This window comes from Marinomonas profundi (assembly GCF_020694005.1).
Lineage (GTDB): Bacteria > Pseudomonadota > Gammaproteobacteria > Pseudomonadales > Marinomonadaceae > Marinomonas > Marinomonas profundi.
This window is the reverse complement of the sequence record NZ_CP073013.1, coordinates 3,181,105-3,207,981: the sequence shown is the minus strand read 5'-3', so window position 1 is coordinate 3,207,981 and position 26,877 is coordinate 3,181,105. Positions and strand designations below refer to the sequence as shown.

The 26,877-nt window shown below is 45.6% G+C and carries 23 protein-coding genes and 1 pseudogene; 10 read left to right on the top strand and 14 right to left on the bottom strand.

The features are described 5' to 3' along the window. The first annotated feature begins 76 nt into the window (after positions 1 to 76). A complete protein-coding gene (locus tag J8N69_RS14975) occupies positions 77 to 1,282 on the top strand; it encodes a DEAD/DEAH box helicase (RefSeq protein ID WP_168827136.1) in 1,206 nt (401 codons plus the stop codon). A gap of 92 nt (positions 1,283 to 1,374) precedes the next feature. On the opposite strand, the gene J8N69_RS14970 is transcribed toward J8N69_RS14975, so the two are convergent. Then, positions 1,375 to 2,154, bottom strand: a complete 780-nt coding sequence (locus J8N69_RS14970) for an SGNH hydrolase domain-containing protein (protein WP_227804042.1) — start codon at positions 2,152 to 2,154, stop codon at positions 1,375 to 1,377. A gap of 225 nt (positions 2,155 to 2,379) precedes the next feature. Next, a pseudogene (locus J8N69_RS14965) lies at positions 2,380 to 3,324 on the bottom strand (acyltransferase family protein); the annotation flags it as partial. A 138-nt stretch (positions 3,325 to 3,462) separates the two neighbouring features. Between J8N69_RS14965 and J8N69_RS14960 the strand changes: the two are divergent. Next, positions 3,463 to 3,846 (top strand): helix-turn-helix domain-containing protein, encoded by a 384-nt coding sequence (locus J8N69_RS14960; protein WP_168827134.1) that lies wholly within the window; start codon positions 3,463 to 3,465, stop codon positions 3,844 to 3,846. 96 nt (positions 3,847 to 3,942) lie between these two features. Here J8N69_RS14960 and ribA read toward each other — a convergent pair whose 3' ends face one another. Further along, positions 3,943 to 4,557 (bottom strand): GTP cyclohydrolase II, encoded by a 615-nt coding sequence (gene ribA / locus J8N69_RS14955; RefSeq protein WP_168827132.1) that lies wholly within the window; start codon positions 4,555 to 4,557, stop codon positions 3,943 to 3,945. Between the two features lie 117 nt (positions 4,558 to 4,674). Next, positions 4,675 to 5,148, bottom strand: coding sequence for an Lrp/AsnC family transcriptional regulator (locus tag J8N69_RS14950; protein ID WP_168827130.1), 474 nt, complete (start codon positions 5,146 to 5,148; stop codon positions 4,675 to 4,677). A 194-nt stretch (positions 5,149 to 5,342) separates the two neighbouring features. On the opposite strand from J8N69_RS14950, the gene leuA reads away from it, so the two are divergent. Then, the gene (gene leuA, locus J8N69_RS14945; protein WP_168827128.1) at positions 5,343 to 7,031 is read left to right on the top strand and encodes a 2-isopropylmalate synthase; all 1,689 of its coding nucleotides are present in this window, start codon (positions 5,343 to 5,345) and stop codon (positions 7,029 to 7,031) included. Between the two features lie 93 nt (positions 7,032 to 7,124). On the opposite strand, the gene J8N69_RS14940 is transcribed toward leuA, so the two are convergent. The 10 genes from J8N69_RS14940 to J8N69_RS14895 all read right to left on the bottom strand — a co-directional run bounded on the left by J8N69_RS14940 (position 7,125) and on the right by J8N69_RS14895 (position 16,953). Further along, entirely contained in the window at positions 7,125 to 7,376 is a 252-nt protein-coding gene (locus J8N69_RS14940; protein ID WP_168827126.1) for a hypothetical protein, read from the bottom strand. A 393-nt stretch (positions 7,377 to 7,769) separates the two neighbouring features. After that, entirely contained in the window at positions 7,770 to 9,158 is a 1,389-nt protein-coding gene (locus J8N69_RS14935; RefSeq protein WP_168827124.1) for an ABC transporter ATP-binding protein, read from the bottom strand. Beyond that, positions 9,155 to 9,931 (bottom strand): ABC transporter permease, encoded by a 777-nt coding sequence (locus J8N69_RS14930; RefSeq protein ID WP_227803911.1) that lies wholly within the window; start codon positions 9,929 to 9,931, stop codon positions 9,155 to 9,157. Before J8N69_RS14930 ends, J8N69_RS14935 begins: the two co-directional genes overlap by 4 nt. An 8-nt stretch (positions 9,932 to 9,939) precedes the next feature. Next, positions 9,940 to 10,875 carry an ABC transporter permease gene (locus tag J8N69_RS14925; protein WP_168827120.1) on the bottom strand — a complete coding sequence of 312 codons (936 nt, stop codon included), beginning with the start codon at positions 10,873 to 10,875 and terminating at the stop codon, positions 9,940 to 9,942. After that, entirely contained in the window at positions 10,872 to 12,419 is a 1,548-nt protein-coding gene (locus J8N69_RS14920) for an ABC transporter substrate-binding protein (RefSeq protein WP_227804041.1), read from the bottom strand. The genes J8N69_RS14925 and J8N69_RS14920 overlap by 4 nt, the downstream gene beginning before the upstream one ends. Positions 12,420 to 12,680: 261 nt before the next feature. Further along, the gene (locus J8N69_RS14915; protein ID WP_168827118.1) at positions 12,681 to 12,779 is read right to left on the bottom strand and encodes a beta-galactosidase; all 99 of its coding nucleotides are present in this window, start codon (positions 12,777 to 12,779) and stop codon (positions 12,681 to 12,683) included. Between the two features lie 3 nt (positions 12,780 to 12,782). Next, positions 12,783 to 13,661 (bottom strand): SMP-30/gluconolactonase/LRE family protein, encoded by an 879-nt coding sequence (locus tag J8N69_RS14910; protein WP_168827116.1) that lies wholly within the window; start codon positions 13,659 to 13,661, stop codon positions 12,783 to 12,785. 40 nt (positions 13,662 to 13,701) lie between these two features. Continuing rightward, on the bottom strand, positions 13,702 to 14,337 hold the full coding sequence (locus J8N69_RS14905) for a 2-dehydro-3-deoxy-6-phosphogalactonate aldolase (RefSeq protein WP_168827114.1): 636 nt from the start codon (positions 14,335 to 14,337) through the stop codon (positions 13,702 to 13,704). A gap of 4 nt (positions 14,338 to 14,341) precedes the next feature. Beyond that, on the bottom strand, positions 14,342 to 15,301 hold the full coding sequence (locus tag J8N69_RS14900; protein WP_168827112.1) for a 2-dehydro-3-deoxygalactonokinase: 960 nt from the start codon (positions 15,299 to 15,301) through the stop codon (positions 14,342 to 14,344). Between the two features lie 443 nt (positions 15,302 to 15,744). Continuing rightward, on the bottom strand, positions 15,745 to 16,953 hold the full coding sequence (locus tag J8N69_RS14895; RefSeq protein ID WP_168827111.1) for a BaiN/RdsA family NAD(P)/FAD-dependent oxidoreductase: 1,209 nt from the start codon (positions 16,951 to 16,953) through the stop codon (positions 15,745 to 15,747). 314 nt (positions 16,954 to 17,267) lie between these two features. Here J8N69_RS14895 and J8N69_RS14890 point away from each other — a divergent pair, with 314 nt between their 5' ends. From J8N69_RS14890 to J8N69_RS14860, 7 genes are all read left to right on the top strand, one after another. After that, the gene (locus tag J8N69_RS14890; RefSeq protein ID WP_168827109.1) at positions 17,268 to 17,852 is read left to right on the top strand and encodes a hypothetical protein; all 585 of its coding nucleotides are present in this window, start codon (positions 17,268 to 17,270) and stop codon (positions 17,850 to 17,852) included. A gap of 247 nt (positions 17,853 to 18,099) precedes the next feature. After that, positions 18,100 to 19,392 carry an imelysin family protein gene (locus J8N69_RS14885; protein WP_168827107.1) on the top strand — a complete coding sequence of 431 codons (1,293 nt, stop codon included), beginning with the start codon at positions 18,100 to 18,102 and terminating at the stop codon, positions 19,390 to 19,392. Between the two features lie 135 nt (positions 19,393 to 19,527). Next, a complete protein-coding gene (locus J8N69_RS14880) occupies positions 19,528 to 20,907 on the top strand; it encodes a di-heme oxidoreductase family protein (protein WP_168827105.1) in 1,380 nt (459 codons plus the stop codon). After that, entirely contained in the window at positions 20,907 to 21,965 is a 1,059-nt protein-coding gene (locus J8N69_RS14875; RefSeq protein WP_168827104.1) for an imelysin family protein, read from the top strand. Before J8N69_RS14880 ends, J8N69_RS14875 begins: the two co-directional genes overlap by 1 nt. A 2-nt stretch (positions 21,966 to 21,967) precedes the next feature. Beyond that, the gene (locus tag J8N69_RS14870) at positions 21,968 to 23,074 is read left to right on the top strand and encodes a DUF1513 domain-containing protein (protein WP_168827102.1); all 1,107 of its coding nucleotides are present in this window, start codon (positions 21,968 to 21,970) and stop codon (positions 23,072 to 23,074) included. A gap of 139 nt (positions 23,075 to 23,213) precedes the next feature. Continuing rightward, complete coding sequence (locus tag J8N69_RS14865; protein ID WP_227803910.1) at positions 23,214 to 25,433, top strand: phosphodiesterase; 2,220 nt, start codon at positions 23,214 to 23,216, stop codon at positions 25,431 to 25,433. A 359-nt stretch (positions 25,434 to 25,792) separates the two neighbouring features. Next, a complete protein-coding gene (locus tag J8N69_RS14860; protein ID WP_168827684.1) occupies positions 25,793 to 26,779 on the top strand; it encodes an IS110 family RNA-guided transposase in 987 nt (328 codons plus the stop codon). Positions 26,780 to 26,877: the final 98 nt, after the last annotated feature.

Sequence of the window (26,877 nt, the reverse complement as noted above, 5' to 3'; positions counted from 1 at the left end):
ATTCGTTATGACATTCAGAGTTATTTTATGACATTCAAAAATGGCCGTACCACGTATCCCGCTACAGAGAGTTTACATGTCATTTGCTGAATTAGATTTGGATTTCACCATAGAAAAAGCCATTAGCGATCTTGGTTTTGAAACCCCAACAGAGATCCAAGAACAAGCGATTCCGATTGCCCTAGACGGCTCAGACCTACTGGCAACCGCCCCAACAGGCACAGGAAAAACCATCGCCTTTTGTGCGCCAGCCATCCAACACATTATTGACCGTGACGAACAGTCCACAACCGCGCCTAAAGTCTTGATATTGGCCCCAAGCCGAGAACTAGCACGCCAGATTTTTAATGTGGTAGAACAGCTCACACAACACACTCGCATTCAATCACACCTTATTATTGGTGGCACGCCTTATGGTATGCAGCAACAGCAACTTAGCGAGCCCTGCGACATTCTAGTGGCGACTCCAGGCCGATTGGTTGAACTCGATGATAAACGCTGGCTAGATTTAACCGACGTATCTTACTTTGTTATCGACGAAGCCGACCGCATGCTAGACATGGGCTTTGTTAGCGCCATTAACCGCATTGCCAAAGAATTACCCCAAGAACACCAAACCTTGATGTTTTCCGCCACCTTAGAAGGCGAAAAAATGGGCCGTTTTGCCAGCGCCCTACTGAATAGCGAAACACAACAAATTCGCCTCGGAGAATCATCTCGTACCGTACCCAGCCAAATTCGTCAAATCGCTTACCGAGTAGACAGCGAAGAACACAAAGAAGCGGTACTAAAACACCTACTAACACAAGAACGCGTTCAACAAGCCGTGCTCTTCGTGTCCAACCGTGAGCACGTCGATGTTTGGGTACAGCGCGTTCGTAACATGGGCTTAATGTGCGACGGCTTGCATGGCGAAATGAAACAAGGCGACCGCAGTGAACACATGAAACAAATGAAACGTGGCCGCTTGCAAGTCCTGGTCGCAACAGACGTTGCATCCCGTGGTATAGACCTTCCAGAAATTAACACCGTGATTAACCTTCGCCTACCGCGCAAAGCAGACTCATACATTCACCGCGCTGGACGTGCCTCACGAGAAGGCGCACCGGGCGACTGCATCTCGTTAATCGATATTAACGACCTCCCCATGATCGAAAAAATTCAACGCTTCATGCAAGCCAACATTAAATTTGGCCGTATCGAAGGACTGGAAGCCAAAACCAAAGCACGCTCACCCAGCAGCAAGAAGAAAAAGAAAAAACCCGCGCCAAGCAAAAAATAGCGCTGGCGTCGTAAACCACACAAACAACAAAGGCGCTGATTAGGCGCCTTTATTGTTTTCACTCTACATCAATTATTAATCAATACCCTGTGCTATTGGTCTTTAAACACCTGTTCAAACATTGGTACCAAAAACTTATTACCGTACTCACTTAAATGGTCATCGTCATAATACAACGGACGACCATCACGCGACCCATAGCAATACTCGTCATCGCACAGATAAGGCAACGGATCGAGAATTTTCACACCGCACTGCTGAGCCGCTTGATCCTGCGCATCCCAGACCAATTTATTACGCTGATGATAGTCTGCTAACGTGATTTTAATGTCATCGTCACCACGCCCAAAAAGCATGTTTCTTGCAAGAGTTGCTGGCACATTAATAGCTATTTCTGGTATGGGACGAACTAGGTAAACAGGCCTTTTTTTTACAAGTAAACAGCTAGTTTCGATTAATGATTTTCTGAACTCGGCCTGAAAAGCAGGACTAAATCCATTACTGACTTCCTTAGTAAAATATATTTGTGGCCTGCCTTGAGCATTTACACCCTCTTCATTACCACCAACAAGCGCTCGAGTTAGCCGACTCGTCAAAACTACTGGTATATTTTCAAATGAACCATTCAATCTTGCAAAAATCTTTTCATTAAACTCATGACATCCCGGCTCACGATTTTGATATTTTGCTCCTTTAAGTAATGGACACGAACCTTTAGCCCAGTGCATTGCATTTAAATTTGATTTTTCAGCGGCAACACCTAATGCTGTAAATGTTGCACTGTTATGACTATCGCCAATAGAGATCACAGCAAGGTCCAAATCATTAAAAAAACAATCCACTGGACGATTCTCTTTATCACTAACGCCCATACATTGATCTTGCCTTGGGTTTCTATTCGTACTTTCTCCTGCAATAATTTCCACCGCTGCTGGCAATCTATTTACAAAGCTAAACAATCGGACACTAACAGCCATTAGCCCAATAACCAATCCAACCAACGCCAGAACAATCACTTGCTTAATAAAACTCGACGACGACAAATAAATCCGTGTTGGTGTCTCTACAAATAAATAGGACAAATGCCCCACCAGCAAACTCAGCGAAAAGGCGCCTGTCACCCAGAGCCATTCTTGTTGTAGCCCTGCAAAATATAAAGCGACCACCAAGGGCCAATGCCACAAGTACAAGGAGTAAGACCGATCGCCCAACCATTGTGTTAAAGGGTTATGCAAAAGAACGGAGTTTGATTGCGCCAAAAGCAAACACGATGCACCAAGCACTGGCAACAAAGCCCAGCCCGAAGGCCAAGAAAAGTCACTGTCGATCAAAAACATAGAAACAATCAATAATGCAGAACCAAGCCAAAGTAACAGCTTTGAAAAGCGTAAAAAATAAGCGCTATTGCGACTCACTAAAAACACCAAACCGCCCGCTGCCAATTCCCAACCACGGGTCGGTAACAGGTAAAAAGCCGCAACAGGTTTCCAGCTACTCGCCACGACACTCAGTAGTAAAGAGGCCAAAAACGCCGCGCCTAATCCCCAAACAACCACTTTCGCATTAGCCTTTAGCTTCCACAACAGCATCACAAAAAGAGGAAATAACACATAAAACTGAAACTCAACCCCTAAAGACCAAGTGTGCAATAACCACTTTTCATGCGCCCCAGCATCAAAGTAGCCTGCCGAGCGCTAGTAATGAATGTTCGACAAAAAGCTTAATGCATAAGCCGACTGCGCACCCAGCGTCTGATAATCCACAGTAGGCAACCAAAACCAGCCCAACGCCAAGAGCACCAAAATCAACACCATAAGAGCAGGCACAATGCGCCTTATACGGGCAAGGTAAAATGTCCAAATTGAAAAATCACCTTTCTCCAACCCTTTAACCACAATCGAGGTCATCAAAAAGCCAGAAATGACAAAAAATACATCCACACCAATAAAGCCAGCATGAAAACCCAGCACGTTAAAATGGAAAAGCAAAACCGCTATCACCGACCAGGCTCGCAAGCCGTTAATATCCTGTCGATAGGGCATCAGAGGGGAAAAAGCTTTCATGCTAAATTCGGTCCTTAAAAATGAACCGCAAGTTTAACCAAAAAAGTAACTACATGTTACTTTTTTTAACCACACAATTTCCAATCTTGTTGTTTTTTTCATTTAACTTCTTGTTACATGAGCGAAGCCAATAGTTTTAGTAAACGTTTACAAGAGTCCATGCTTAACGCTGGATACAAGACTAGACCAGTCGTACTTGAACGAGAGTTCAATCAACGTTACTGGGGAAACCCTATATCTGTCCAAGCAGTACGACGTTGGCTTAATGGCGAAGCCATTCCAACACAAGACCGTTTGCAGATCATTGCCGAATGGCTGGATGTTGATCCGCACTGGCTAAGGTTTGGGGAGAAGTTATCAGGATCAGTACGGCAACAGCACAAACGCTGGGATATTAAAATGACACCGGCGGAAAGACAGTCAATTGAAATATTCATGTCACTTCCACCAGAGAAAAGAAAAATGGTGGGGGAAATTATTGCAGCGCTTGCTAAGCCCTAAAATATCCAATCACACAAACAACAAAGGCGCTGATTAGGCGCCTTTTTATTGTGCTCGTTAAACGCATCTGCGCATGGCGAGCAAGCAAACCGATCGCTAGATTGGGTCAAATTTCAGTGTATGAAATTTTCGCTTGGCTTTGGTTTCTAAATACTGACGGTTATGCTGATTGACGTGCACTTTGGTGGGCACCAATTCGGCGACATCAATTCCGTTATCGGCCAGTTGTTGTGCTTTATCTGGGTTGTTGGTTAGCAGACGTACTTTTGTAACGCCAAGGGCTTGTAGCATTTTTGCTGCGACACCAAAATCACGCCCATCGTCTGGCAGGTGTAACATTTCGTTCGCTTGGTAGGTATCATAGCCCTGATCTTGCAGAGCATAAGCCTCTAACTTGGCATACAAGCCAATACCTCGGCCCTCTTGGCGCAAATACAGAATGTAACCGCCTTCTTCATTGATGCGGTCAATCGCTTCATCCAGCTGCTCACCACAGTCACAACGACCCGAGCCAAACACATCCCCCGTCAAACACTCGGAATGCAGACGCACCAGCGGCACATATTCAGTGGCTTGTTTTTGCTTGCCTTCAAAAAATATCCCGATATGTTCTTTGCCAGAATCATCGCCATTAAAGGAAATAAATTCGGCCATCACGTCGCCCGCCCTCACGGGGATCATCACTCGACGCTTAATTGTCAAATCGCTCATCACATCTTCTCTATTAGGGATTTTTTACGTTAACTACCCAGTGAAACTTTTGTAATAGTATAACACTCATTAATCTGGTCAAAAGCTAAAATATCAACGCTAAATAAGGAAATAAGCCTAAATCAAATGATCCAAAGGCAAAGCCGTCCGATTGATAATTCTGCGCAATAAAAAACTAGAATGAACCCCCGTCACACCAGGAATCCGCGTCAACCGCCCAAGCAGAAACTCCTGATATTTATCCATGTCTTCCACCACCACTTCTAATAAGTAATCCGCAGATTGCCCTGTGACCAAGTTACAAGACTTCACTTCTGGATACGACTCCAGCAAAGACTCAAACACTTCAAAGCGGTCTGGCGTATGGCGATCCATACTAATTTGGATAAACGCCGTCAGTTTTAACCCCAGTTTATTTTGATTCAACAAGGTAACGCTGCGGTCTATTATGCCACTTTCTTCTAACGCTTTAACACGTCGCAAACAGGGCGATGCCGAAAGCCCAACGCGATCTGCTAATTCTTGGTTGGTTAAGCTAGAATCTTGCTGTAATTCTCGCAAGATTCTCAAATCAATCTTATCAAACCCCATTATAACCGCCTCATATTGCTAATATTAACACTCATTGCGCAATATAATGCCATTTCACTTGCAATTTCCAGTAAAAAACGCAATCTTTTACTCAATAAAATTCGTTATGATAACCACATAAAGAGTCACTAAACCAAGTGAATAAGATAACAACCAGAGCTTACCCGCTCTAATAGACGAAGAAAGGAAAGATCATGACCTCTTTTGACCACTCCCTGTTTAATCATAAAAAATATACGCCATTCAAGCCTGTCGCTATTGAAAACCGCACTTGGCCTGACAACACCATCACTAAAGCGCCGATTTGGTCTAGTGTTGATCTGCGCGATGGCAACCAAGCCTTAGTAGAACCAATGACGGTGGAACAAAAGAAACAATTTTTCGCCCTACTGGTTGATGTGGGTTTTAAAGAAATTGAAGTGGGCTTCCCTGCGGCCTCTCAATTGGACTTCGACTTTGTGCGTTGGTTGATCGAAGAAAACCAAGTGCCAGACGATGTCTACATTCAAGTACTGACACAAGCTCGCCCAGAATTGATTGCTCGCACTTATGAATCGTTAAAAGGCGCCAAAAAAGCCATTGTCCATGTTTACAACTCAACCTCGACCACTCAGCGCGAGCAAGTGTTCCGCATGGACAAAGAAGGCATTAAGCAAATCGCAGTGAACGGCGCAAAATGCGTAAAAGAGCACGCTGAACAGCACCCAGAAACCGAATGGGTCTTCCAGTATTCTCCAGAAAGCTTTACCGGCACAGAAATCGACTACGCGGTTGAAGTCGTGGATGCTGTTGCCGATATTTGGCAACCGACGCCAGACAACAAAATCATCATCAATTTGCCTGCAACGGTCGAGGTTTCTACACCTAACTGTTACGCAGATCAGATTGAATACTTCTGTCGCCACGTTAAACAGCGCGACAGCATGATCGTCAGTTTGCACACTCACAACGACCGAGGTTGTGGTGTCGCCGCGGCAGAATTGGGCGTTATGGCGGGTGCAGACCGTATCGAAGGCACCTTGCTAGGCAACGGCGAGCGCACCGGCAACATGGACATCGTCACTATGGCGATGAACATCTACAGCCAAGGCATTGATCCAGAGTTAGCGTTAGGCGACATGGACCGCATCATAAGCGTGGTTCAAGCTTGCACCTTGCTACAAGTTCACCCGCGTCACCCATACGCAGGCGAATTGGTGTTTACCGCTTTCTCTGGCTCTCATCAAGACGCCATTAAAAAGTGCTTGGCGAACCAAACCGACGACAAACCTTGGGACGTGGCCTACTTGCCTATTGACCCTCGTGATGTGGGTCGCAGCTATCAGGAAGTCATTCGCGTCAACAGTCAATCCGGTAAAGGCGGTGTGGCTTATACCCTTGAGCAAGAATATGGCTTGGCGTTGCCGCGTTGGCTACAAGTCGAATTCAGCCCAATCGTCCAGCAGTTTGCTGAAAAGGACGGTGGCGTGGTGGATGCTGAATCCATGAAAAACTTGTTCGAAGCAAGCTTTATGACAGGCAATACGCCTTATAAATTGGGCAAATACGACCTTGCCAAAGACGATGTTGATACCGTTCACGCGGAACTGATTAGCCATAGCTCAAACACTAAAATAACGGGCCATGGCAACGGTGCTTTGTCCGCTTTCAGTGAAGCGCTAGGCAAACACTTCAATATGCGTGTGGACATCATTCAGTATCAAGAACATGCCTTGACGGTGGGTAGCGATTCTCAAGCCATTGCCTATGTTCAAGCCAATATAGATGGCGATCGTTACAACGGTGTTGCGATTGACAACGACATCGTCTCCGCTTCTATTCAGGCTTTATTGGCCACGGTAAACCAGAAAATTGCGGAAAATAAAGACGCTGCTGTCGCGTAATACCCTTACCTTCCAGCAGACGAAAAAAAACCGAAAATCATGGTGGTTTTCGGTTTTTTTTGCCTTCTTTTTGTCGGTTTCAATAACGCGTCATTACGGCAGCAATTTGTCGACAAGCACACAATCGCCCGTCTCATCTCGGCTGGACTTCACTCTATCTAAAACCTTTTGCGCAACGTCTTTTTGTCGTTGTGAAACATATTTGGAATCAACGGTTTTTTGCACATTGCTCAAATATTTATTTAACTTCGGCGTACAATAATCATCGTATGCTAACGTGTGACTGGAAGCCAAAATGGCAGCGGCACCAACAAAAGTGACACAAAACGAGCTTTTTAGTGACATAACATTACCCTAATAAAAGTCCTAATTAAGAAGTCCTAGTAAAAAATTCTAATAAAAGAAGCATCTGAAAAAATTAGACCACAGGCGATACAAAAGTTAAACACAAAGCCGGATTTCTCCGATGCTTTTACTTATTTGCACCATTAATCACCATTAATCACCATTAGCATTAAACCATCATTAACATTAAGTTGTAGATCAGATTAGCCGAGGAACGAGGCGTGATCTGACGTTTAACGACAGCCTAGAAGCAGGGTGTCGTTAAACGAATTCCGTCGATTTTGTCGTGCTTTAGCGCGTCAAGGGTTTTGGTGTTATCGGGCTTTTGACGGCCTAAAGGCCGACAAAAACCAATATAAATCAACCCATTGCAGGATGTGCACGGTGACTGAGCTAAAGCGTGATGACTTGATCGCAGGTTTTGCTTACCAGATCTGGGTCATGGCTTACCAAAAGCACAGCACAGCCCGTTTCTCTCGCCAATTCGACTAACAAGTTTGTCACGTCTTTGGCGGTAATAGGGTCCAAACGCGAAGTCGGCTCATCCGCAAACAAGAACACAGGGTCTAAAAGCAAGGCTCGCAAAATAGCAAAACGCTGCAATTCCCCACCAGAAACCGCCAAACAGCTACGTTGAAGAATCTCTTCCGGCAAATTCAATCTCGCCATCAAAGGGGCAATCCGCGCTTGGGCTATGTTATGCAAGCGCGTCAAATCCCTTAGTAAGGTGCCTAATGACACACTTGGCGTAAAAGCCGATGGCGGGTCTTGATACAACTTTAGCCATTGATGTGGTTTAGCCGTATCGTCGAACCGAATGACCTTACCAGCGGACACAGGCAACAGATTCAGCAAGGCGTCACCCAGCGAAGACTTGCCACAGCCACTGTCGCCGACCACACCAACCACTTCGCCTTTTTTGATTGAAAAAGACAGACCTGTAAACAGGCTTCGTCCACCTCGCTCAATAGCTAGGTTTTCTGTCATTAGCACGGTTTCGGCGGCCTTATCGACAGCAGACAGAGCAACATGCGGCCAAGACTTTGGCTCGGCTGCAATCAGCTCCTGAGTATAAGGGTCTTGAGGGAAATCCAAGATTTGATCGGCCTCCCCCTCTTCTATCAACCGCCCTTTCTTCATCACCATCAGCTTACCGCCCAACTGGCGAGCAATGGCAACATCATGGGTAATGGTCAGCAAACTGCCCAGTGTTGACCGAGATTGCAGCAACCGCACAATACCGTCGCGGCGAGAAACATCCAGCCCCTTTGTCGGCTCATCCGCCAAAATCACATGGGCACCACCTGCCGTCGCGGCCGAAATGGCGAGACGCTGCGCCATGCCGCCCGATAACTGACCGGGTCGCTTCTGAGCGCTATCAGCTAAGCCAACCTGCTGCAAATCTTGCTCAGCAAGAGACAAGGCGTCATGGGGAGACTGACCTTGTACATATTGATAGACTTCAGCGACCTGATCGACGCCCTTCATCAGAGGATCCAGCGCATGCCAAGGCTCCTGAGGCAACATTACCAATTCACGCCCCCACAAGGCCTGACGCTCTTTAAGCGACAACACCTTACCAAATACTTCAATCTTGCCCTGAAGCGTTAACGTCTCAGGCAATAACCCCATAATGGCTTGCGCCAGCAGGCTTTTACCCGAGCCCGTTTGCCCTAAAATGGTCAGCGGTTGAGCTTGTTTTAGCTCTAATGAAATCGGCTCCAGCAAACAAGTGTCACCCACATAAACCGCTACCTCGGTTAATTTCAGCAATACACTCATACTCGTTTCCCTGCCAATAAATGAAATCCAAACACCATCAAGGCGATCATCACCAGAGGCTGAGCCAGCAACCAAGGCGCATCACTGTAAAAAGGAAACAACTCAACGGTCATTAACCCTAACTCCGCCAAAGGCGGCTGAATGCCCACATACACAAACCCCAGCGACGCCATGGTTAAAATCGCATTCGCGCCACCGAAAGCGGCCAAGGTGAAAACAGAAGGTAAAATAGCCGGCCAAATATGCCGCTTAAACTGATACCAACGCCCAAACCCCATCATCTGAGAAGATTGTCTTGCAGGGCTTTGAATCACATTTTGCGTAACCGCTCGTACCACACGAAAATATTCCACCCATTGCACTAGGGAAATCGCAATATACAAGATCCAAAATGACCCAGGCACAATAGCAGCAAACAAAAGCACCACCACTAACCCTGGCAAGGCGAGCAAAATATTCACCACCACACCCAGTGTATGATCGACCTTTTTACCGCCCCACACCGCCCAAACCCCTAACGCCGTTCCCAACAAAGAAGACGTCACCACACACAACATTCCCAAGGCAAAAGACAAGCCGACCGCATGCGCCATACGCGTCAACACACTGCGACCAAAGTGATCCGTGCCCAGCCAATGCGCCATAGAAGGCGGATCTAAGACCGCGTTTAAATCTTGTTCAGACAAACTGTAAGGTGAGAAAGCCATACCCGAAAAAGCAAACACCAATAAAGCCGCTAACACACATAAGCCAGCCCATTGTGTTGTTGTCATTGTTAGCCTCATGCTTCTCTTACTCCTCTTGGGTCAATCCATAAACACAGCATGTCCACCAAGGTATTCAAGGCAACAAACAAAACCCCCATCACCAATGCCGCTCCCTGAATAACAGGAATATCACGAGCAAAAATCGCGTGAGCCAAACCATGACCAATCCCCGGCCAAGAAAACAACGACTCAATCATCACAATCCCTTCAATCATACTGACTAGCTGAATACCAAAAAACGCCACCACAGGCACCGCAATATTGCGCGCACCATGGCGCCTAAACGTCTGCCAAGCAGACAGACCTTTGACCCTAGAAAACTGATAAAAAGCCGCGCGAAACACCTGTTTAGCCGAGTCTCTTACCACTCGATTAGAGACCGCCGCCAAACTCAGGGCAAGCGTCAACGCTGGCAACACCAAATGCGCGGGGGTGCCAAAGCCTGCGACAGGAAACCAATTCCAATGCAGCGCAAACAGCAAGATGAATAACACGCCCAACACAAACACAGGCATGGCCCGTATCAGGCTTGACAACCCCATCAACACCGAATCAAGTGGGTTGCCCCGCCACGCACTGAGTAAACCCAAAGGCACAGCAATCAACACCGACACCAGCAAGCCTGCCAAGGCCAACAATACAGAGTGCCCCAACATGTGCTGGATCGCGTCCGCCACCGGCAAACCACTGACTAAAGAATGGCCTAATTTAAACTGCAGCAGATCCACTAACCACTGCCAATAGGCCGCGAATGCACCTTGATCTAAATTCAATTCTTCGCGCACCAAAGCCGCCGCTTGCGCATTCACATTGTCTTGACCATAACGACTCGCCGCAATGCGATACGCCATGTCTCCTGGCAAAGAGCGCATCAGAATAAAAGTCAGGGTGCCAACGCCCCAAACCACGGTCACCAATTGCAGTGCGCGTTTTAACAGCATGGCCTTCATGGTTTGACAAACTCCATTTCATTGAGGAAGTAACTGCGTTCAAAAGGATCAAAGCGGAAGCCTTTTACACGCTTATTCACCGACGTTTGCTGAACATAGAAGGAAACAGGAATCATTGGCCGCTCAGCAAAAATAATCTGCGCACTACGCTGTGCTGTTGCCTTGTATTTCACCGGGTTTGAGGTTTCCTCTAGCACCGTCAAATCAGCTGTTATGGCCTTATTATTCCAATTCATTGCCCCCCAATCGCCACCGCCATGCACACCAAAATCCGACAACATCACACCCAGTGGATCGGCAATAAAACCGTAATTTCGTGAGATCAAAGCCACTTCTAAAGAGCCATCCTGATGACCCATTGGAATCGCACTGGAATTTGTCACTTCAACCTTGGTGCTAACACCAATGGCTTGCCATTGCGCCTGAATGGCCGTCGCCACGGTTGTCAGCTCTGGTCTATCGGCATAAGTCATCATCGTTAAATGAAATTCCTCGCCTTCTTTTTCCAATATGCCTTTGGCATTTTTCTTCCACCCTAACGAGGCCAACAAAGATTCTGCCGTGCCAGCGGTCGCTTCTGTTTCATTGGTGACATTGTTCAAATGCCAATTCGACATGGAAGCAGGCAACAATTGCTCTGTTTCTGAACCTGGAACGCGCAAAATACCTTTTGCAATGCCTTGCCTATTGATTGCCAAACTCAAGGCTTGTCGAGCTCGCACATCGTTTAAAAATCGATGGCCGCTGTTCAGCTTCAAAACAATGGTGCGAGGAATCGCATTGGAATACAGCGCTAGATTAGGCAGACGCTTTAAAGAAGGTAAACTGGCAGGATCTAAACCAAACACAATATCGACTTGACCGCTTCGAGCTTGTAATACACGGCTTTCAGCACGATGCCCAGTCAAATAGCTCGCATAAGGAATACTGGCTTTTTTGCCCCAATAACCCTCAAATTTTTCGACCACAAGTTTATGAGGTGGCGCAAATTGATAAAGTTGATACGGCCCAGTCGCAGACAAAGCCAACACCTCGCCGTCTTTACCATAGGCGTCGGGGGACAAAATACCATTGGCATAATTCGCCAACACCGCCCCTAACAGAGTGTAAGGACGTGACAAGCGAATCACTACCGTGCTCTTGTCTAACGCTCGAATACTTTCAATGGGCGCATTACGCAACGCACCATGTTTCACCTGCGCAATCGCAAGACTGTTCACCACCGAATCGGCGTCCATCAAACGCCCATCATGAAATCGCACCCCATCACGCAAATGAAAAGACCAAGTTTTTGCGTCGTCACTCACGTCCCAGCGATCCGCTAAAGCCGGCATTAACAAACCACTTTCATTTGCATCCAACAGCGTTTCCAAAACCTGCATGCGACTATACACAAAACCATTTTTAGACGGATCTAAACTGGTAAATTCAAACGCAGCACTGATCGACACCGTATTAGACTGCGTAGGCTGAGCCGACACCGTCACACCAAATAAGGCACCAACGGCCAACACACATGAGAATATTCGTTTCAAAGCAGGCACCACCATCATATCCGTATTATCCACAACAAAAATAAAACGTTATGATATAACATATTAAAACAAACTAGCAATCATTTGAGAATAACTTTCATTAATCACCACACCTTTTAACTCATTGTTATAAAAATGCTTTCATTCTAAGACACAGAATTGAAAGCATAAAAAAGCCAGCTCAACATCACTTGAACTGGCTTAAATGACTTTATTAAAAAAGTCATCTGGTGATTTGGGAATATACTTGCCGGTATTCCAAGAGCTCCTTCAATCCATGAAAATACCAATACGTCGCATATGTTGAGCATCTTCTTGCCAACGACTTTTTGGCCAATGCTCTGGGTAATAATACACACCTAGTTTCATATTCTATGCTCCTGCAAAAGGCTGACTTGGCTCACCCGTGACGTCCAGACCCAATGCGGCTTTCAAATCGATGGCAATCACATGCCCAGACAAAGGGTTTGCTGTTAATTCATCTTCACTGGTCGCCACGCTGGCGGAAGTGATAAATAATGTATTACCATCAGGCCCACCAAACACGCAGCTGGTTGGCTTAGCGAAAGGCAGTTCAATGGTGTGCAACACTTCACCTTCTGGGTTGTAACGCACAACACGAGCCCCATCCCAGTTAGCATTCCAAAGGCAGCCCTCCGAATCGATACAAGAGCCATCGGCGCCGATGCCTTGCTTTACTTCAAAAAATGCCTTTTGGTTACGCACGTCATAAAATTCTGGATACGGAAAAGCGTGCACTTTGCGCGTCATGGAATCGCCAAAATAAAAGCGACCACGGGGTTCGTCCCACGCCAAGGTATTGGCAATGCCTACATTTTCTAGCATTAAGGTTTTTTTACCTGCTGGCGTCACCTTCCATAAACGACCTGATGCTTGCTCTTCTGCATCGTCCATTGTGCCAACCCAAAGATCGCCATTAGGATCGCATTTTGCATCGTTACTACGATTACCCGTAATATCGCTATCCAAATCGCACAAGTGTTCTAGCTCACCGGTTGTTTTATCTAAATAAGCAACGGAATCCGCCAACGCCACCAATAAACGATCGCTTTGTGTGGTGAATACGGCGGAGACTTTTTTCGGCAAAGTCCAATGCTGATAGTCATTGGACGCTTGATGCCAGCGCCACACTTGGCAGGCCGGAATATCCACCCAGTACAAAGCTTGCTCGGATTGACTCCAAAAAGGCCCTTCCGCCAACTGATGGCGTTGGATGCTGATTTGTTTCATTATTTTTATTCTCCCACTTGTCTTGTCTGCTTAAAGAACGCTATTTCTGATAAGTCTTCCAAGCCGCCATAAAGGCTTCAGCATTGGCTTTCGTTGTCTCAACCGATTGGCCTTTTTTGTACAGGGCCGATCCCAAACCAAAACCACGAGCACCGACGTTTAAGTAATCTGCCACATTATCTGGCGTCACGCCTCCAACGGGACACAACCAGGTCTCCGCTGGAATCACCGCGCCCAAGGCTTTGACTACATTAATGGTTGGCAAGGCCTCCGCAGGAAACAGTTTTACCGCATCCGCACCGGCATGTAATGCTGCAAAGGCTTCACTCGCGGTAAAGAAGCCTGGCATGGCATACAAACCCGCTACTTTTGCCGCTTTAATCAACTCTACGTCGGTATGTGGACACACCATTAATTTTGCGCCAGTGGCGACCAACTCGGTCAATTGCGCCATGGTCAACACCGTGCCCGCGCCAATCAAGACTTGTTCACCAAATTTGTCTTGCAGAGTACGTATACTGGTAAAGGCATCCGGTGAATTAAGCGGCACTTCGATCAATCGAAAACCCGTCTCAATCAATACTTGAGCATGCTCAACCACTTCATCTGGCTTGACGCCGCGAAGAATGGCAACCATGGGGAATTCCTGCATAAAGGCATCAAAAGAATGTTTCATATTATTACGCTCCTATTGCCGGATGATGTTCCGACCTAGCCTGACGATTCGCCAAGCGTTTTAAACCACGAATACTGGCTTCATTGGCGGCCAAGAATTCACCGGCAAGGTTTCTCGAAGACAGGGCCAACGCATACCGAGCACTTAACGCTTGGCTACCAATAATCAGAACCGGGCTTGTTGGTATCGTCAATGTGGATAAAATATCATTCACATCATGACCGATCACCACACCAGACAAATAGTCTCGCACTTCATCGGCCGCCAACTCGCCACACACAAAGCGGCTACGAGCGCTAAATAAATGATGCAAAATACCACCCGTTTGCTGGCTCGCTAAAACACCTTTATTAAACGCTTCTTCGTTAAGCTGAGCCGATTTAGGCAAGCCCTTTACCAAACTGGATTCGTCATTCAAACGCGCAAATAACTCCCCTGTAATAGAAGTGGAAAACTGCGTCACTTCGCCACGTTTGACTTGTACCCATTTGCAATGAGTGCCCGGCAAGCAAAATACTGGCGATTCATCCGCTCGGCCTTGCTCTTCTAACCAATCAAGCGCACCGAGTAATTGCGTTTCTTCACCACGCATCACATCCAGCAGCCCAGCCACCCCAGTACCTTGTAACCCCGGCACAATCGCCACCTTGTTTGGTAATTTTGTGGTCATCCAAAAAAGGTGTTCAGACAAATCGTCTAAGTGAATAGGACAAGGCAAATAAGGCACTTCTTGCCACCCGCCTCGACTGCCTACCATGCCAGCCATATAAATAGGCAAATCTGGGGTTAACCAATCTCCCAATAAATCCGATAAGACGCTTTCAAATTCAGCCGAACCGAGCGTTAACATGCCTTGATCACTGTCACGCTGCGCTTGAATTTGACCCTCCTGATTCATCAAAAAAGCACGTAAATTGGTGGTTCCCCAATCAACGGCAATAAAGCTCGCGGGGTTATCAATCATGATTCTTGCTCCGACATATAATAATTTTTTATGCTTCGATTGCGTCTAACGAAAGCATTCATGGATTCCCGCTCGCCCAATAAATGACTAGCATTTGCCATCAAACACGCCTGTTTCGTCAAAGAAGACACAATGATGGAACAAAGTTCCATTTTTTTCAACTCTCAATTTGGGGTATTTTATAAGGACGGAGTTCAGCGCATCATTACAATGCTGCTGATGAATTTGTCGCGGCCGTTGTTAGTTCACCATATATGAATATGTTAGACGAAGCGGAATGTTGTAGTAGTTGATATATGGCCAATCAGGCCGGTGAAGCAATGGTCAATCGCCCCGTACCGATGAGATGAGAGGATGAATACAACTAACAACGCATCGTAAGTACTTAAGGAAGGTGCGAATAAATTCTCTTGCCTCAGCATGTAGATTTATTCGCACCGGCCTTAAACATGTAGGCCTGCACAATATCCGCTTGCCCAAGCCCACTGGAAGTTGTAACCGCCAAGCCAACCGGTGACATCAAGCACTTCACCGATAAAGTACAGGCCGGTTTGTTTTTGTGATTCAAAGGTTTTCGATGACACTTCGTTGGTATTGACACCACCCAGTGTCACTTCAGCCGTGCGGTAACCTTCGGTGCCATTAGGCGAGATATCGAAGTTCGCTAGATACTGAAATAGGCATTCAACCTGTTCATTGGATGTTTGCGCACTGCGTTCTGTTAACCAAGGAAAATCCACTTTAATAAGCTCAACCAAACGTTTTGGCAATAGGGCTGATAAAATGCCTTCGTAGCTTTTTTTCGGTGTATTTTGACGAATATCGAATAAGTCTTTTAATGATAATGTCGGGGAAATGTTAATGCTTAGCGCCTCGCCAGGCTGCCAAAAGTTCGTTATTTGCAGAATCGCCGGGCCACTCACGCCGCGATGAGTAAACAGCATTGGTTCTTGAAACGTGACGCCATTGGCCGTCGCACTAACGTCACACGCTATACCTGATAGCGCCGCCAGCTGCCCTTTTCGATCAGGCTGTACGGTAATCGGCACCAAGCTCGCACGAGTCGGCAAGAGGCTGTGCCCAACTTGCTTGGCGATGTCATAACCCAACCCGGTGGCTCCCATGGTGGGAATCGACAAGCCCCCCGTAGCAACCACAAGAGACTCACACGCAAACTCCCCTTGACTAGTTTTAAGCACTGTCTGTTTGTCTTGGAACTCAATATCGTGGACTTTCGTATTGAGTTTTAGTTCTGCGCCAGACCAGTCTAGTTCGGTCAATAAAATCGCCAAAATATCCTTGGCCGAATGCTCGCAAAATAACTGTCCTGGGGTTTTCTCGACATACTCCAAACCGTGACGATCCACTAGATCAACAAAGTCCTGAGGGGAAAATCGATTTAACGCAGAAATACAAAAATACGGGTTATCTGATAGAAAGTGTTTAGGGGCAGCGTCCATGTTAGTAAAGTTGCAACGACCGCCGCCAGACATCAAAATTTTCTTGCCTGCTTTATTGGCATGATCCAATAGCAGCACTTTTTTCCCTCGATAGGCCGCCGTTGCCGCACACATCAAACCAGAAGCACCAGCGCCAATTACGATCACATCCACTTTATCCACAACCACCTCATCACCTATTAGTGGCTGCATTATAATGTCTGATCTGTTTATTGCCATCGAATCAGGTCGATTTCGTATCAAATAAAAGCAAAAAAGAACTTGGCAAATCTTGTCCACAGAAACCGTTAAGAAGGCTGTGGGAATCACATATATTCCCTTTTAATTCAGTCAACTAGATAAAATCAAACATTATTTTATAAATCTTCGAAAAAGCCTTAAACAGATCAGTGCTTAAATTTTTTTCCCAAATGCAAACTTTTTTAAAAAATAGCCTGTACAAAAAGACTGTTTATTTATACAGTACTGTACAAATAAACAGTAAAGATACTTTAAAGGATGTGGATATGTTTAAGCTAATAAGCCCTACTCACAATATTCATAAGTTTGCATTTCTAGGTGTGATTGCCTTGGCTTTATACGCGCCAGCAAAAGATCTCATTCAGTACGCAGAGGCCTTCTTTGCCAAAGAGGACATTCAAATTGTCGATGCTTCCTTTGGTACCAATATGCCATGGCAGGACACGGATTCCTCCTATCTAAAAGTCAGCCAAAATGCTCAAGCTAGCCTGTCTCGCTCTCAAGTTATCTATACAAAACTACGCTTCAACAACCCAACAGCCGAACCACAAACCTATCGTAAAATTTGGTTAAATTTTTCGCATGAAAATGGCGATCAGGAATACACGACAGATTACACGCTGTACAACACAGAAACACGCCAGCGTTTGGTCGGGCAGTCTATTCAGTTAGGCGCAAACAGCTCGATAGAAGTTGTCGCGGCTTACCGCTTTATTCCTAGCTATAAAAACAAATCACCCATCAGTATGAGCGTCTCTTGGGAAGGGCGCAGCTTATTAAGAAATACCGCCTGCGAGTACAGTCTTCAAGATACCGCCAGCAGCAGATTTCATTACCAATGTAGCCACTAGCAGCCTAACCGCTGTGATCTAATCGCTGTTGGCCTAATCGTTATTAATCTAGCAATGATGAATCTAGCCGTTAATCAGTGTAACAATCAGCACAGCAACAATCAGCAAGGCCATAAATTAGAGAGCGGCTAGCGTTACTGTCTAGAGGGTGGTTAGCGTTACTGTCAATAACCTGTAAAATATACCTTTGATAATCATTTTCATTTCTAATACTATGTTGCCACATAACAATAGTGGAGCGTCCAAAATGAAACGATTATTAACCCCCATCGCAGTGTGTCTTGCTGGTGCAATGCTAACGGCCTGCAGTACTGACAACGTAAAAAACACGACAACCGCGGTGACAGAAAATTCAGTTGTGGTGCATTATGCAGACATTGCCGAAGCAGTCTATGGCGATTCATTAGCAACGGCTCAAACACTGCGCTCAGCTATTGCCATTTTTCTCGAAACACCAACCGAAGCCAATCTAGCCGCAGCTAAAACTGCTTGGATTGCGGCTCGCGTTCCGTATCAACAAAGCGAAGTATACCGTTTTGGTAATGCCATCGTTGATGATTGGGAAGGAAAGGTAAACGCTTGGCCACTGGATGAAGGTTTAATCGATTATGTTGCCATGGATAGCTATGGTTCAGAGTCGGATTTAAACGCGCTTTATACCGCCAACGTAATAGCCTCAAAAAAACTGATTATTGGCGGCGAAACGGTCAACACCAGCCATATTACGCCTGAACTTATCGCTGAAAAACTGCAAGAAGCCGATGGTGTTGAAGCCAATGTCGCAAGTGGCTACCACGCCATCGAGTTTTTACTATGGGGGCAAGACCTAAACGGTACTAACCCTGGCGCTGGCGAGCGCCCTGCTAGCGATTTCGACCTCAACAATTGCACCAATGGCAACTGTGACCGTCGTGGTGATTATCTAGTCGCTGCAACCGATTTACTGATTTCTGACCTAGAAGAAATGGCAAACAACTGGAAGCAAGGCGGCGCTGCTCGTATCGCTTTATTAGAACAAACACCAGAACAAGGCCTTTCTACTATTCTTACCGGTATGGGAAGTTTGGCGTACGGTGAATTAGGGGGTGAAAGAACCAAGCTTGGCTTGATGCTTCACGACCCAGAGGAAGAACACGACTGTTTCTCTGATAACACACACTGGTCTCATTATTATGATGCTAAAGGCATCAAAAATGCGTACCTAGGTGAATATCAACGGGTAGATGGCAGCTGGGTAAAAGGCGCGTCTTTGTCTCATCTCGTGGCGAAACAAAATCCACAGTTAGATACGCAGATGAAGCAGAAATTGAATGCCACAGAAGCCGCCGCCCAAGCCATGGTCGACGCGGCAAAACAAGGCCAAACCTTTGATGTTTTAATTGCCATGAACAACACCAAAGGCAATCAATTGGTGCAAAACTTCGTTGATTCATTAGTCAATGAAACCCGTACTACAGAAGACATTATTCACCTTTTGAATCTTCAAGGCATTGCGCTTGAAGGCTCCGACAGCTTGGACAATCCAAGCGCGGTCTTTTAATCGGCAAATAAATCGTCTATTCACAAGAGGAATGACGCCACCGACAAAACAGGGAGTCAAGAGCCCACCATGCGAGACCTTGCAGCAATATTTTGCCAAGGTCTCGCATGGTAAATGAATGGTATTTGTCTATTTATGACAGTAAACGTAAAAAAAAATCGTTTTATAATCGCTAGCGCCTTTGCTGGCTTTTTTTGTTTTCAGCACCTTGCGATGGCCAATGATTATTCAACGCCACTGGTAGGCATTGATACCAAAGACAAACTTGACTTTTATATCGGTGAAGGTATTTTTCAGAAATTTTGGGTGCCATCCCCTTCTTCAACCACCGCCAGTGATGGCTTAGGGCCACTGTTTAATGCTCGTTCTTGCAATAGTTGTCACGTAAATAATGGCCGAGGTCATGCACCCGAGGCGAATATAAAGGGGGCATCCGTGCCGTCTTTTATGGTTCGTCTTGGTAAACAAGATAAAAACGCACATCGCGCTAGCCATTTTATTTATCCCAATATTGGCGATAAAATTTATGGGCATCAGTTTCAAGGGCAAAGTTCGCCGGGCATTTTGCCTGAGGGCGATTACCGCCTTTCATACAGTACGCACCTAGAAACATTAGCCGATGGCACCGAGGTCAAATTAAGAAAGCCCAATTTGCATTGGACAAAGTTGAATTACGGAGACTTTGATGACGACACGGGGTTTACCATGTTGGTATCACCCGCTCTGGTTGGCATGGGTCTTTTAGACAATATTACTAATACAAGTATTATGGCCAATGCCGATCCAGATGATAGAAATAACGATGGCATTAGTGGTCGAGTCAATTGGATTTACCAAGACAAACAAAAAGTCATTGGCCGTTTTGGCTACAAAGCCTCCGTGGCCAATATTCGTGCGCAAAATCAGTCGGCATTTAATACCGACTTGGGGTTATCAACGCCCTTGAACCCTGCGCCATCAGGGGATTGCAGTCTGTTACAACGCGACTGCCTAGCAAGCCCGAATGGTAACAGCGCCCATTTAGACCATTTGGAAGTCGATCAACAGCAAGCGAGGCTAGTCGACCTTTTTGTCTTATTATCATCCCCGCCCGCCATGCGTAATTTGACCCACAACCACTTTTTAGCGGGTAAACGCTTTTTTGATGAAGGCGGCTGTGCCCGTTGCCATACGCCCAAAATGCAAACAGGCAATGATTCAAATTTTACGGTATTAAACAATCGTACTTTTTACCCTTTTACCGACATGCTGTTACACGATATGGGGCCAGAGCTCGCCAGTGGATTTCCTAGTGCGTCTGCAAGCCCAAGAGAATGGCGTACCGCCCCATTATGGGGAATTGGCTTATCGGAGAAAGTCTCTGGCAGAGTAGGTTTTTTACACGATGGCCGAGCTCGGACCATCGAAGAAGCCATTCTATGGCACGGTGGCGAAGCCAAACCGAGCCAAGCCTATTATAAAAAACTCAACAAACAACAACGCAACAAACTCATCTACTTTTTGGAGTCTCTTTAATGACCTATTTCCCCAGATTAATAGCCTTCGCCATTAGTGCAGCAAGCCCTTTATTCGTCTCGGCCGGCCAATGGGAAGCCCCTTTAAACAGCATTGCCTCAGAGGTTGTCACGCAACGCTATCAAGCCTATTCCGCGTCATCGCAATCGTTGGAAGAACGCAGCTCCGCGCTTTGCTCTGCACCGTCACAACAAACATTGGTCGCCGCACAAAACGCCTTTAAAACCAATGCATTAGATTGGCAGCAAATACAGTGGCTTAATTTTGGCCCGGTTACCTATTTTATGCGTTATTACGCGTTTGAGTACTGGCCGGATAAAAAAGGCGTTACTCAACGTCAATTGAGAGCGCTGGCACAAGGCGAGCCATCCTTGCTAGATGCCCCTCAGTTTTGGGCCTCCGCTAGCATCGCCGTCAGAGGCCTAACCGCCATCGAAAGCCTACTTTATCACCCGGATTTTAGCCCAACGCAATCGGCAAGCCATTGCCATTTACTTGAAAAAGTCACCACACATCATGCTCAAAGTGCAGCCAACGTCTTAAAACAATGGCAAGAAAGCACAGTGCAAGATTGGGTATTTGAAGAAGAAGGCGTAGGGTTTGATCCTGAAAAAGTGGCTTTAGAGCAATTTTTACAACAATGGATTGAACATATGTCAGCGGTGAAAGACGCCAAAATTGAAACCCCGATTGGTTATAATGGCCAAGAAAGTCTCAAGCTTGCCGAATTCTATCGCAGCGATTTGTCGCTTAACGCCATACAAAGAAACTTACAGTCCTATCGAGAAATTTACCACGCAGGTTCGCCGTCTTTATTTGATATTGCTAAACAAAACAATGCCGACCTTGCGGAACAATTAGAGCAACAGCTAATACAAAATATTAAATTAGCGCTACAACTACCAAGCGACTTCTTCCATGGCCCGTACGCTCAAGACGAACGCGTCATACTTGCGCAACCACTCGTAAAATCCCTCTCCAACAGCCAATCCACCTTGTCTAGTCTTGTCACTCAACTGGGCTTTAAAATTGGCTTTAACAGCAGAGATGGAGACTAACCATGCTATCTAGACGGTCTTTTTTAACGTTAAGTGGCGCACTTATCACAGCGCCATCTTGGGGCGCGCTTAGCCAACAGAAAACAGGCCAAATACTGTACGCCTCAGCCTATTCGCTTAGCAAACAAGCTCACTTTTTTGCTCTTTTTGACGATCAAGGCGACATTATTTGGACGGCGCCACTGACTAACCGCGCCCACGCGCCGGTGGTTCATCCCAACCAAAGCATTGTCGGTATTGTTAGCAGAAGACCTGGCTTTTTTATGGATTTCTTTGACGTCTCAAGCAATCAAAAAATAAAACGTATTAAGCCAAGCAAAGACCATCATTTTTATGGCCACGCCCTTTTTACTGAAGACGGCAAACGCCTTATCACCCAAGAAAGTCACTACCCAACCGGCGCGGGGAAAATTTTTATACGCGACTGGCCAACAGGCAATATTGTGCAGTCTTTTAGCAGTAATGGCATTGGTCCCCACGAGTCTGTTTTTTTAAATGAACAGGTACTCGTCATTGCCAATGGCGGAATGATGACCCACCCAGACGAAGACAGAAACGTTTTAAACCTCGATACAATGCAACCTAACGTAACCTACCTTTCTCTAAAAGACGGTCAGGTGCTTAATCAGGTCTCTCATAATAATGCACTACACCAGCTCAGCATTCGCCACCTTGACGTGAATCCGCAAGGCATCGTTGCTTTAGGCTTTCAGTATCAGGGAGATATCTGGGATCAAGTGCCACTGGTTGCCCTATCCCGTGTTGATCAGCCAACATTGGAATACCTGCCTATACCGGAAGACATTAGAGTGCGCTTTAAACAATATTGTGGCAGTGTCTGCTTTGACAAAACAGGCGATGTGCTTGCCATTAGCACCCCAAGAGGCGGCCTAGTCGCCTATTGGCATGCACATTCCAAAACCTTCTTGGGAGTCGAAAATTGCCGCGATGTTTGTGGCTTGGTTGCAACGGATCGCCCCTATGAATTTTTATTAACCAGCGGAACCGGCGTTCAATTGAAAAGCAACCCGATTAAAAACCACACAAAGGTGGTTAAAAAACACGCACGTATTCAGTGGGATAACCATTTAAGACAAATTAATCTCTAATTTTTATGTAAAGTTAAAAACGGGCGTAGTCAAATTAATGCTTTTTAGGTACTGTTATCCCGAGCTGTAAATAGGTACGGCTTATTTTTTCGCATTATGAAGTTAATTAATGTTTATTGTTTTTCTTAAAAAATTTTTTTTGACTGACTCTGATCTTGTGGCCAGAGGAGATGAAAAAGCCTTTCAACAAAGCGCCCTGAGAATTTTACTCGCGCTCACACTGTGTATTTTTGCCGTATCCGAAATCCATTATTTCTTTTCTCCCAGCGGATTGGCTTTTTTAAGTATCAACACAGCCTACCTTTGCCTTCTTATAGGCTTGCTTTATTTATGCAATAAACACCCACAGACAACAGCGGTTTTATTTCTGCTGACACTGATCACCACCAGTTTTTTGCTGTTAGTGCTGAGTAACGAATTCCATGCCGAAAAATACGCTCTTATTTCTCTGTATTCATTGCCGCTTATTACTCGCTTATTATTCAATTTTAAAGCGTCGCTAGCCGCCATGCTGGTTAATTTGTACCCCTTTTACTTAATAACAAGTGATAACTTATACCGCGATCAGATGGACATCACCCCATCGTTTTACTTTCAACTACTCACCTTTGTTACCCTCAATATTGGCTTACCGCTCGCGGTATCTCGCATTATCAAGACGCTGGAAAACAACACAGCGCACATGCAACAACTTTATAAAAAGCTAAATGATAATTACGCCTTATACGAAGAGTTTTTTGAGCATACCGGAACCCCTACATTATTATGCGACCAACGGGGTGGCATTCTTAAAGCCAATCAACTGGCTCGCAATCTTCTTGGGGACGAAAAATACCCGTTTTCAGAAACAAGAATGATTGATTGGCTATCGCCCCTAGAAGGTGGAGGAAAGCTTTTCTGGCAGTCCAACACCGCAGAATGCACGCTAAAGAATCAAGAAAACGTCCACATCAGTGTGCGTCGCGCATCATTAACCCAGCACGGCCATTACGTCTTACACCTACAAAACACCACACAACTAAAAGCCATACAGCAGGAGCTGGAAACCAGTCAGCAAACTAATAGCCGCCTAGCTCACTTTGACCTACTCACCTTGCTTCCTAACCATAGGCATTTTTGTCGTCAGGTAAACGAGAAAATTACCGCACAGGATAATCATCTCACTGGCGCTATGTTTATTATTCGCATTAGCCAGTTTAAACTGCTTAACAAACAGTACGGCAAGGACAACGCCAACAAAGTCATCCTCAACTTTGCTAAGACTCTGCAAGCCAAATTGTCGAACCAAGCCATTGTAGGTCGGTTACGCGGCGTTAAGTTTGCTTGCTTTGTCCCTTTAAGTCAGGCTTATCTGATTCAAAAAAACCTGTCTACGCTGATTCATTCTGTATTACCCAGCCAAATTAGTGTTGATGGCAAGCGATTAAATATGGACTATCAAGTAGGCGTTGCCTACTACCATACAGACGGAAAAACAGCCGAAGAACTGCTAGAACACTGCGAAATGGCATTAGAATACGCCACCAACACAGACCGCTTTTCCTATTACAATCACCATCTTGAGAACAAGCTGATAGAAGAGCACAAACTGGGGCTTAAACTCAGCACAGCGATCAAAAACAAGCAAATCAGTATTTGGCTACAACCTCAAGTAAAACCAAACGGGCAGATTTGCTCGTTCGAGGCCCTCGCTCGATGGCAAAATGAGGGCAAATTTGTCCCGCCTACCACTTTTATTAAAATTGCTGAAACATTAGGCCTACTGCCACTGCTTGCTGAGAACTTGGTTCGGGAGCTGGTTGATACACTGAGTGAATGGCACGAAGAGCACATTCGTACTCCCATCGCATTCAATCTGGCAGGACAAGAGCTGATGAACGATGCCTTCTTTGCTCTACTCATGACGCTGATTGCAGACAATCCTTGGCTAGGCAGCATGCTAGAACTGGAAATAACAGAAACCAGTCCAGTCATGACTCACCCACTCATTCACAAACGCTTAAGAAGCTTGTCACAATATGGCTATTCCATCGCCATTGACGACTTCGGTACTGGACAGGCTTCGCTGGGGCAACTGGTCGATATTCCTGCCAATATTCTTAAAATCGATCGCCGCTTTGTTTCTCCTCTGCCAGGTGACCAGCGTCATGTAGACATTGTAAAATCCACTATACAATTGGCTGACTCACTCGGCATGACCGTTATTGCCGAAGGCATCGAAACCAAAGAGCAAGCAAATTTACTCGCTGCACTGGGCTGTCATACGCTACAAGGCTACTATTTCGCCAAACCTTCACCTTTGTCCGACTGGACTTCGAAAGACAACGCCAAGGCCAAAGAACTGCGCATGGTGTATTAATCTCCTAGGGTAAATTCCCCGCTGTGCTGGGTAAATAACTAAAATCCAGCGTCGTCATTCTTGCGAAAGAGGTTGTCGCTAAACGAATTCCGTTGATCTTATCGTGCTTTAGCGCGTCAAGGGGTTTGGTTTGGTGTGATCAGGTTTTTGTCGGCCTGAAGGCGCGACCTTGTATCTCTTCTTGATGAGTGTTTAGCTAACACTTATCACATCGGGAAATCGGTGAGCTCGTGCGCGACCTGAGCACAAAGATGCTATTTTGTAGATTGAGCCCTGATTTCCTAACCTCCATTAAACTGAATGGTATCCTAGCACCCCAAGTAAGGGTGATGCTGCATGTACAAGGGGAGTAGATAGAGATGAAAGCTTTTATTGGCATTGATATAGGTAAAGAAAAGTTAGATGTTAGCTTTCTACGCGATGTGGTCAAAAATAAGCTAAAAACTAAGGTATTAAAGAACACAACACAAGGCTATCAAGAATTAGTTAATTGGTTAGTAAAGAATACGGGGTTAGAAGCTCAGAATATTGTTATTACGACAGAGCCTACTGGCATTTATAGCGAACCTTTAATGTATTTTTTATATGAACAAGGATTTACTCTTTTACATGTAAATCCAGGAAAAGCAAAACAATATGCAAACTCATTAGGGCTAGTTCATAAGACTGATAAATCAGACGCCACAATGCTCGCTCGCTATGGTCATGACCAACAATATTCACTTTCAAGTTGGCAGCCAGAGCCTGTAGAAGCAAGAGAGTTAAAGGCAATGGTGCGTAGACTTGAAGCGTTAGAAAAAGATTTGCAGCGTGAAGAAAACCGTTATGAAGCAGCAGAGTTTTCAGACGCATCAGCTCGAGTCGCTCAATCACTCAAAGATATGATAGCGGTATTAAAGGCTGAAATTGATAAACTCAAGAATGAAATTGATGAGCATATTGACAGGCACCCTCAATTAAAAAAGAACCGCCAATTACTTGAAAGTATAAACGGTGTTGGTGAAGTAACATCCCGAATAATGGTTTGCTTACTGGCGTGTAAGCGGTTTAAGAGCGCGAAACAATTAGCTTCTTATTTAGGCCTGATCCCCAAGCACAACGAATCTGGCAAACGGGCAGGAAAAACATCCTTGAGTAAGGAAGGACCTGGTTATATCAGAGCGAAATTGTATATGGCTGCAGTCGCGGCAGGACAACATAATCCTGATATAAAAGCTCAAAAAACGAGATTACTAGCACAAGGCAAAACAAAAATGCAGGCGCTAGGTGCAGCGATGAGAAAGTTGTCACAAATATGTTTTGGTGTTGTTAAGAATCAAGCAGAATATCAGCCTCAAGTTAGTTAAATAAAAACTTGAGGCTGGTTAGGAGAGATGGTATCTACAGTTGGATAGGTTTTGTAGGCCTGATGAGGGAGGTACGACCGTAATCAGGCGTGTAACAG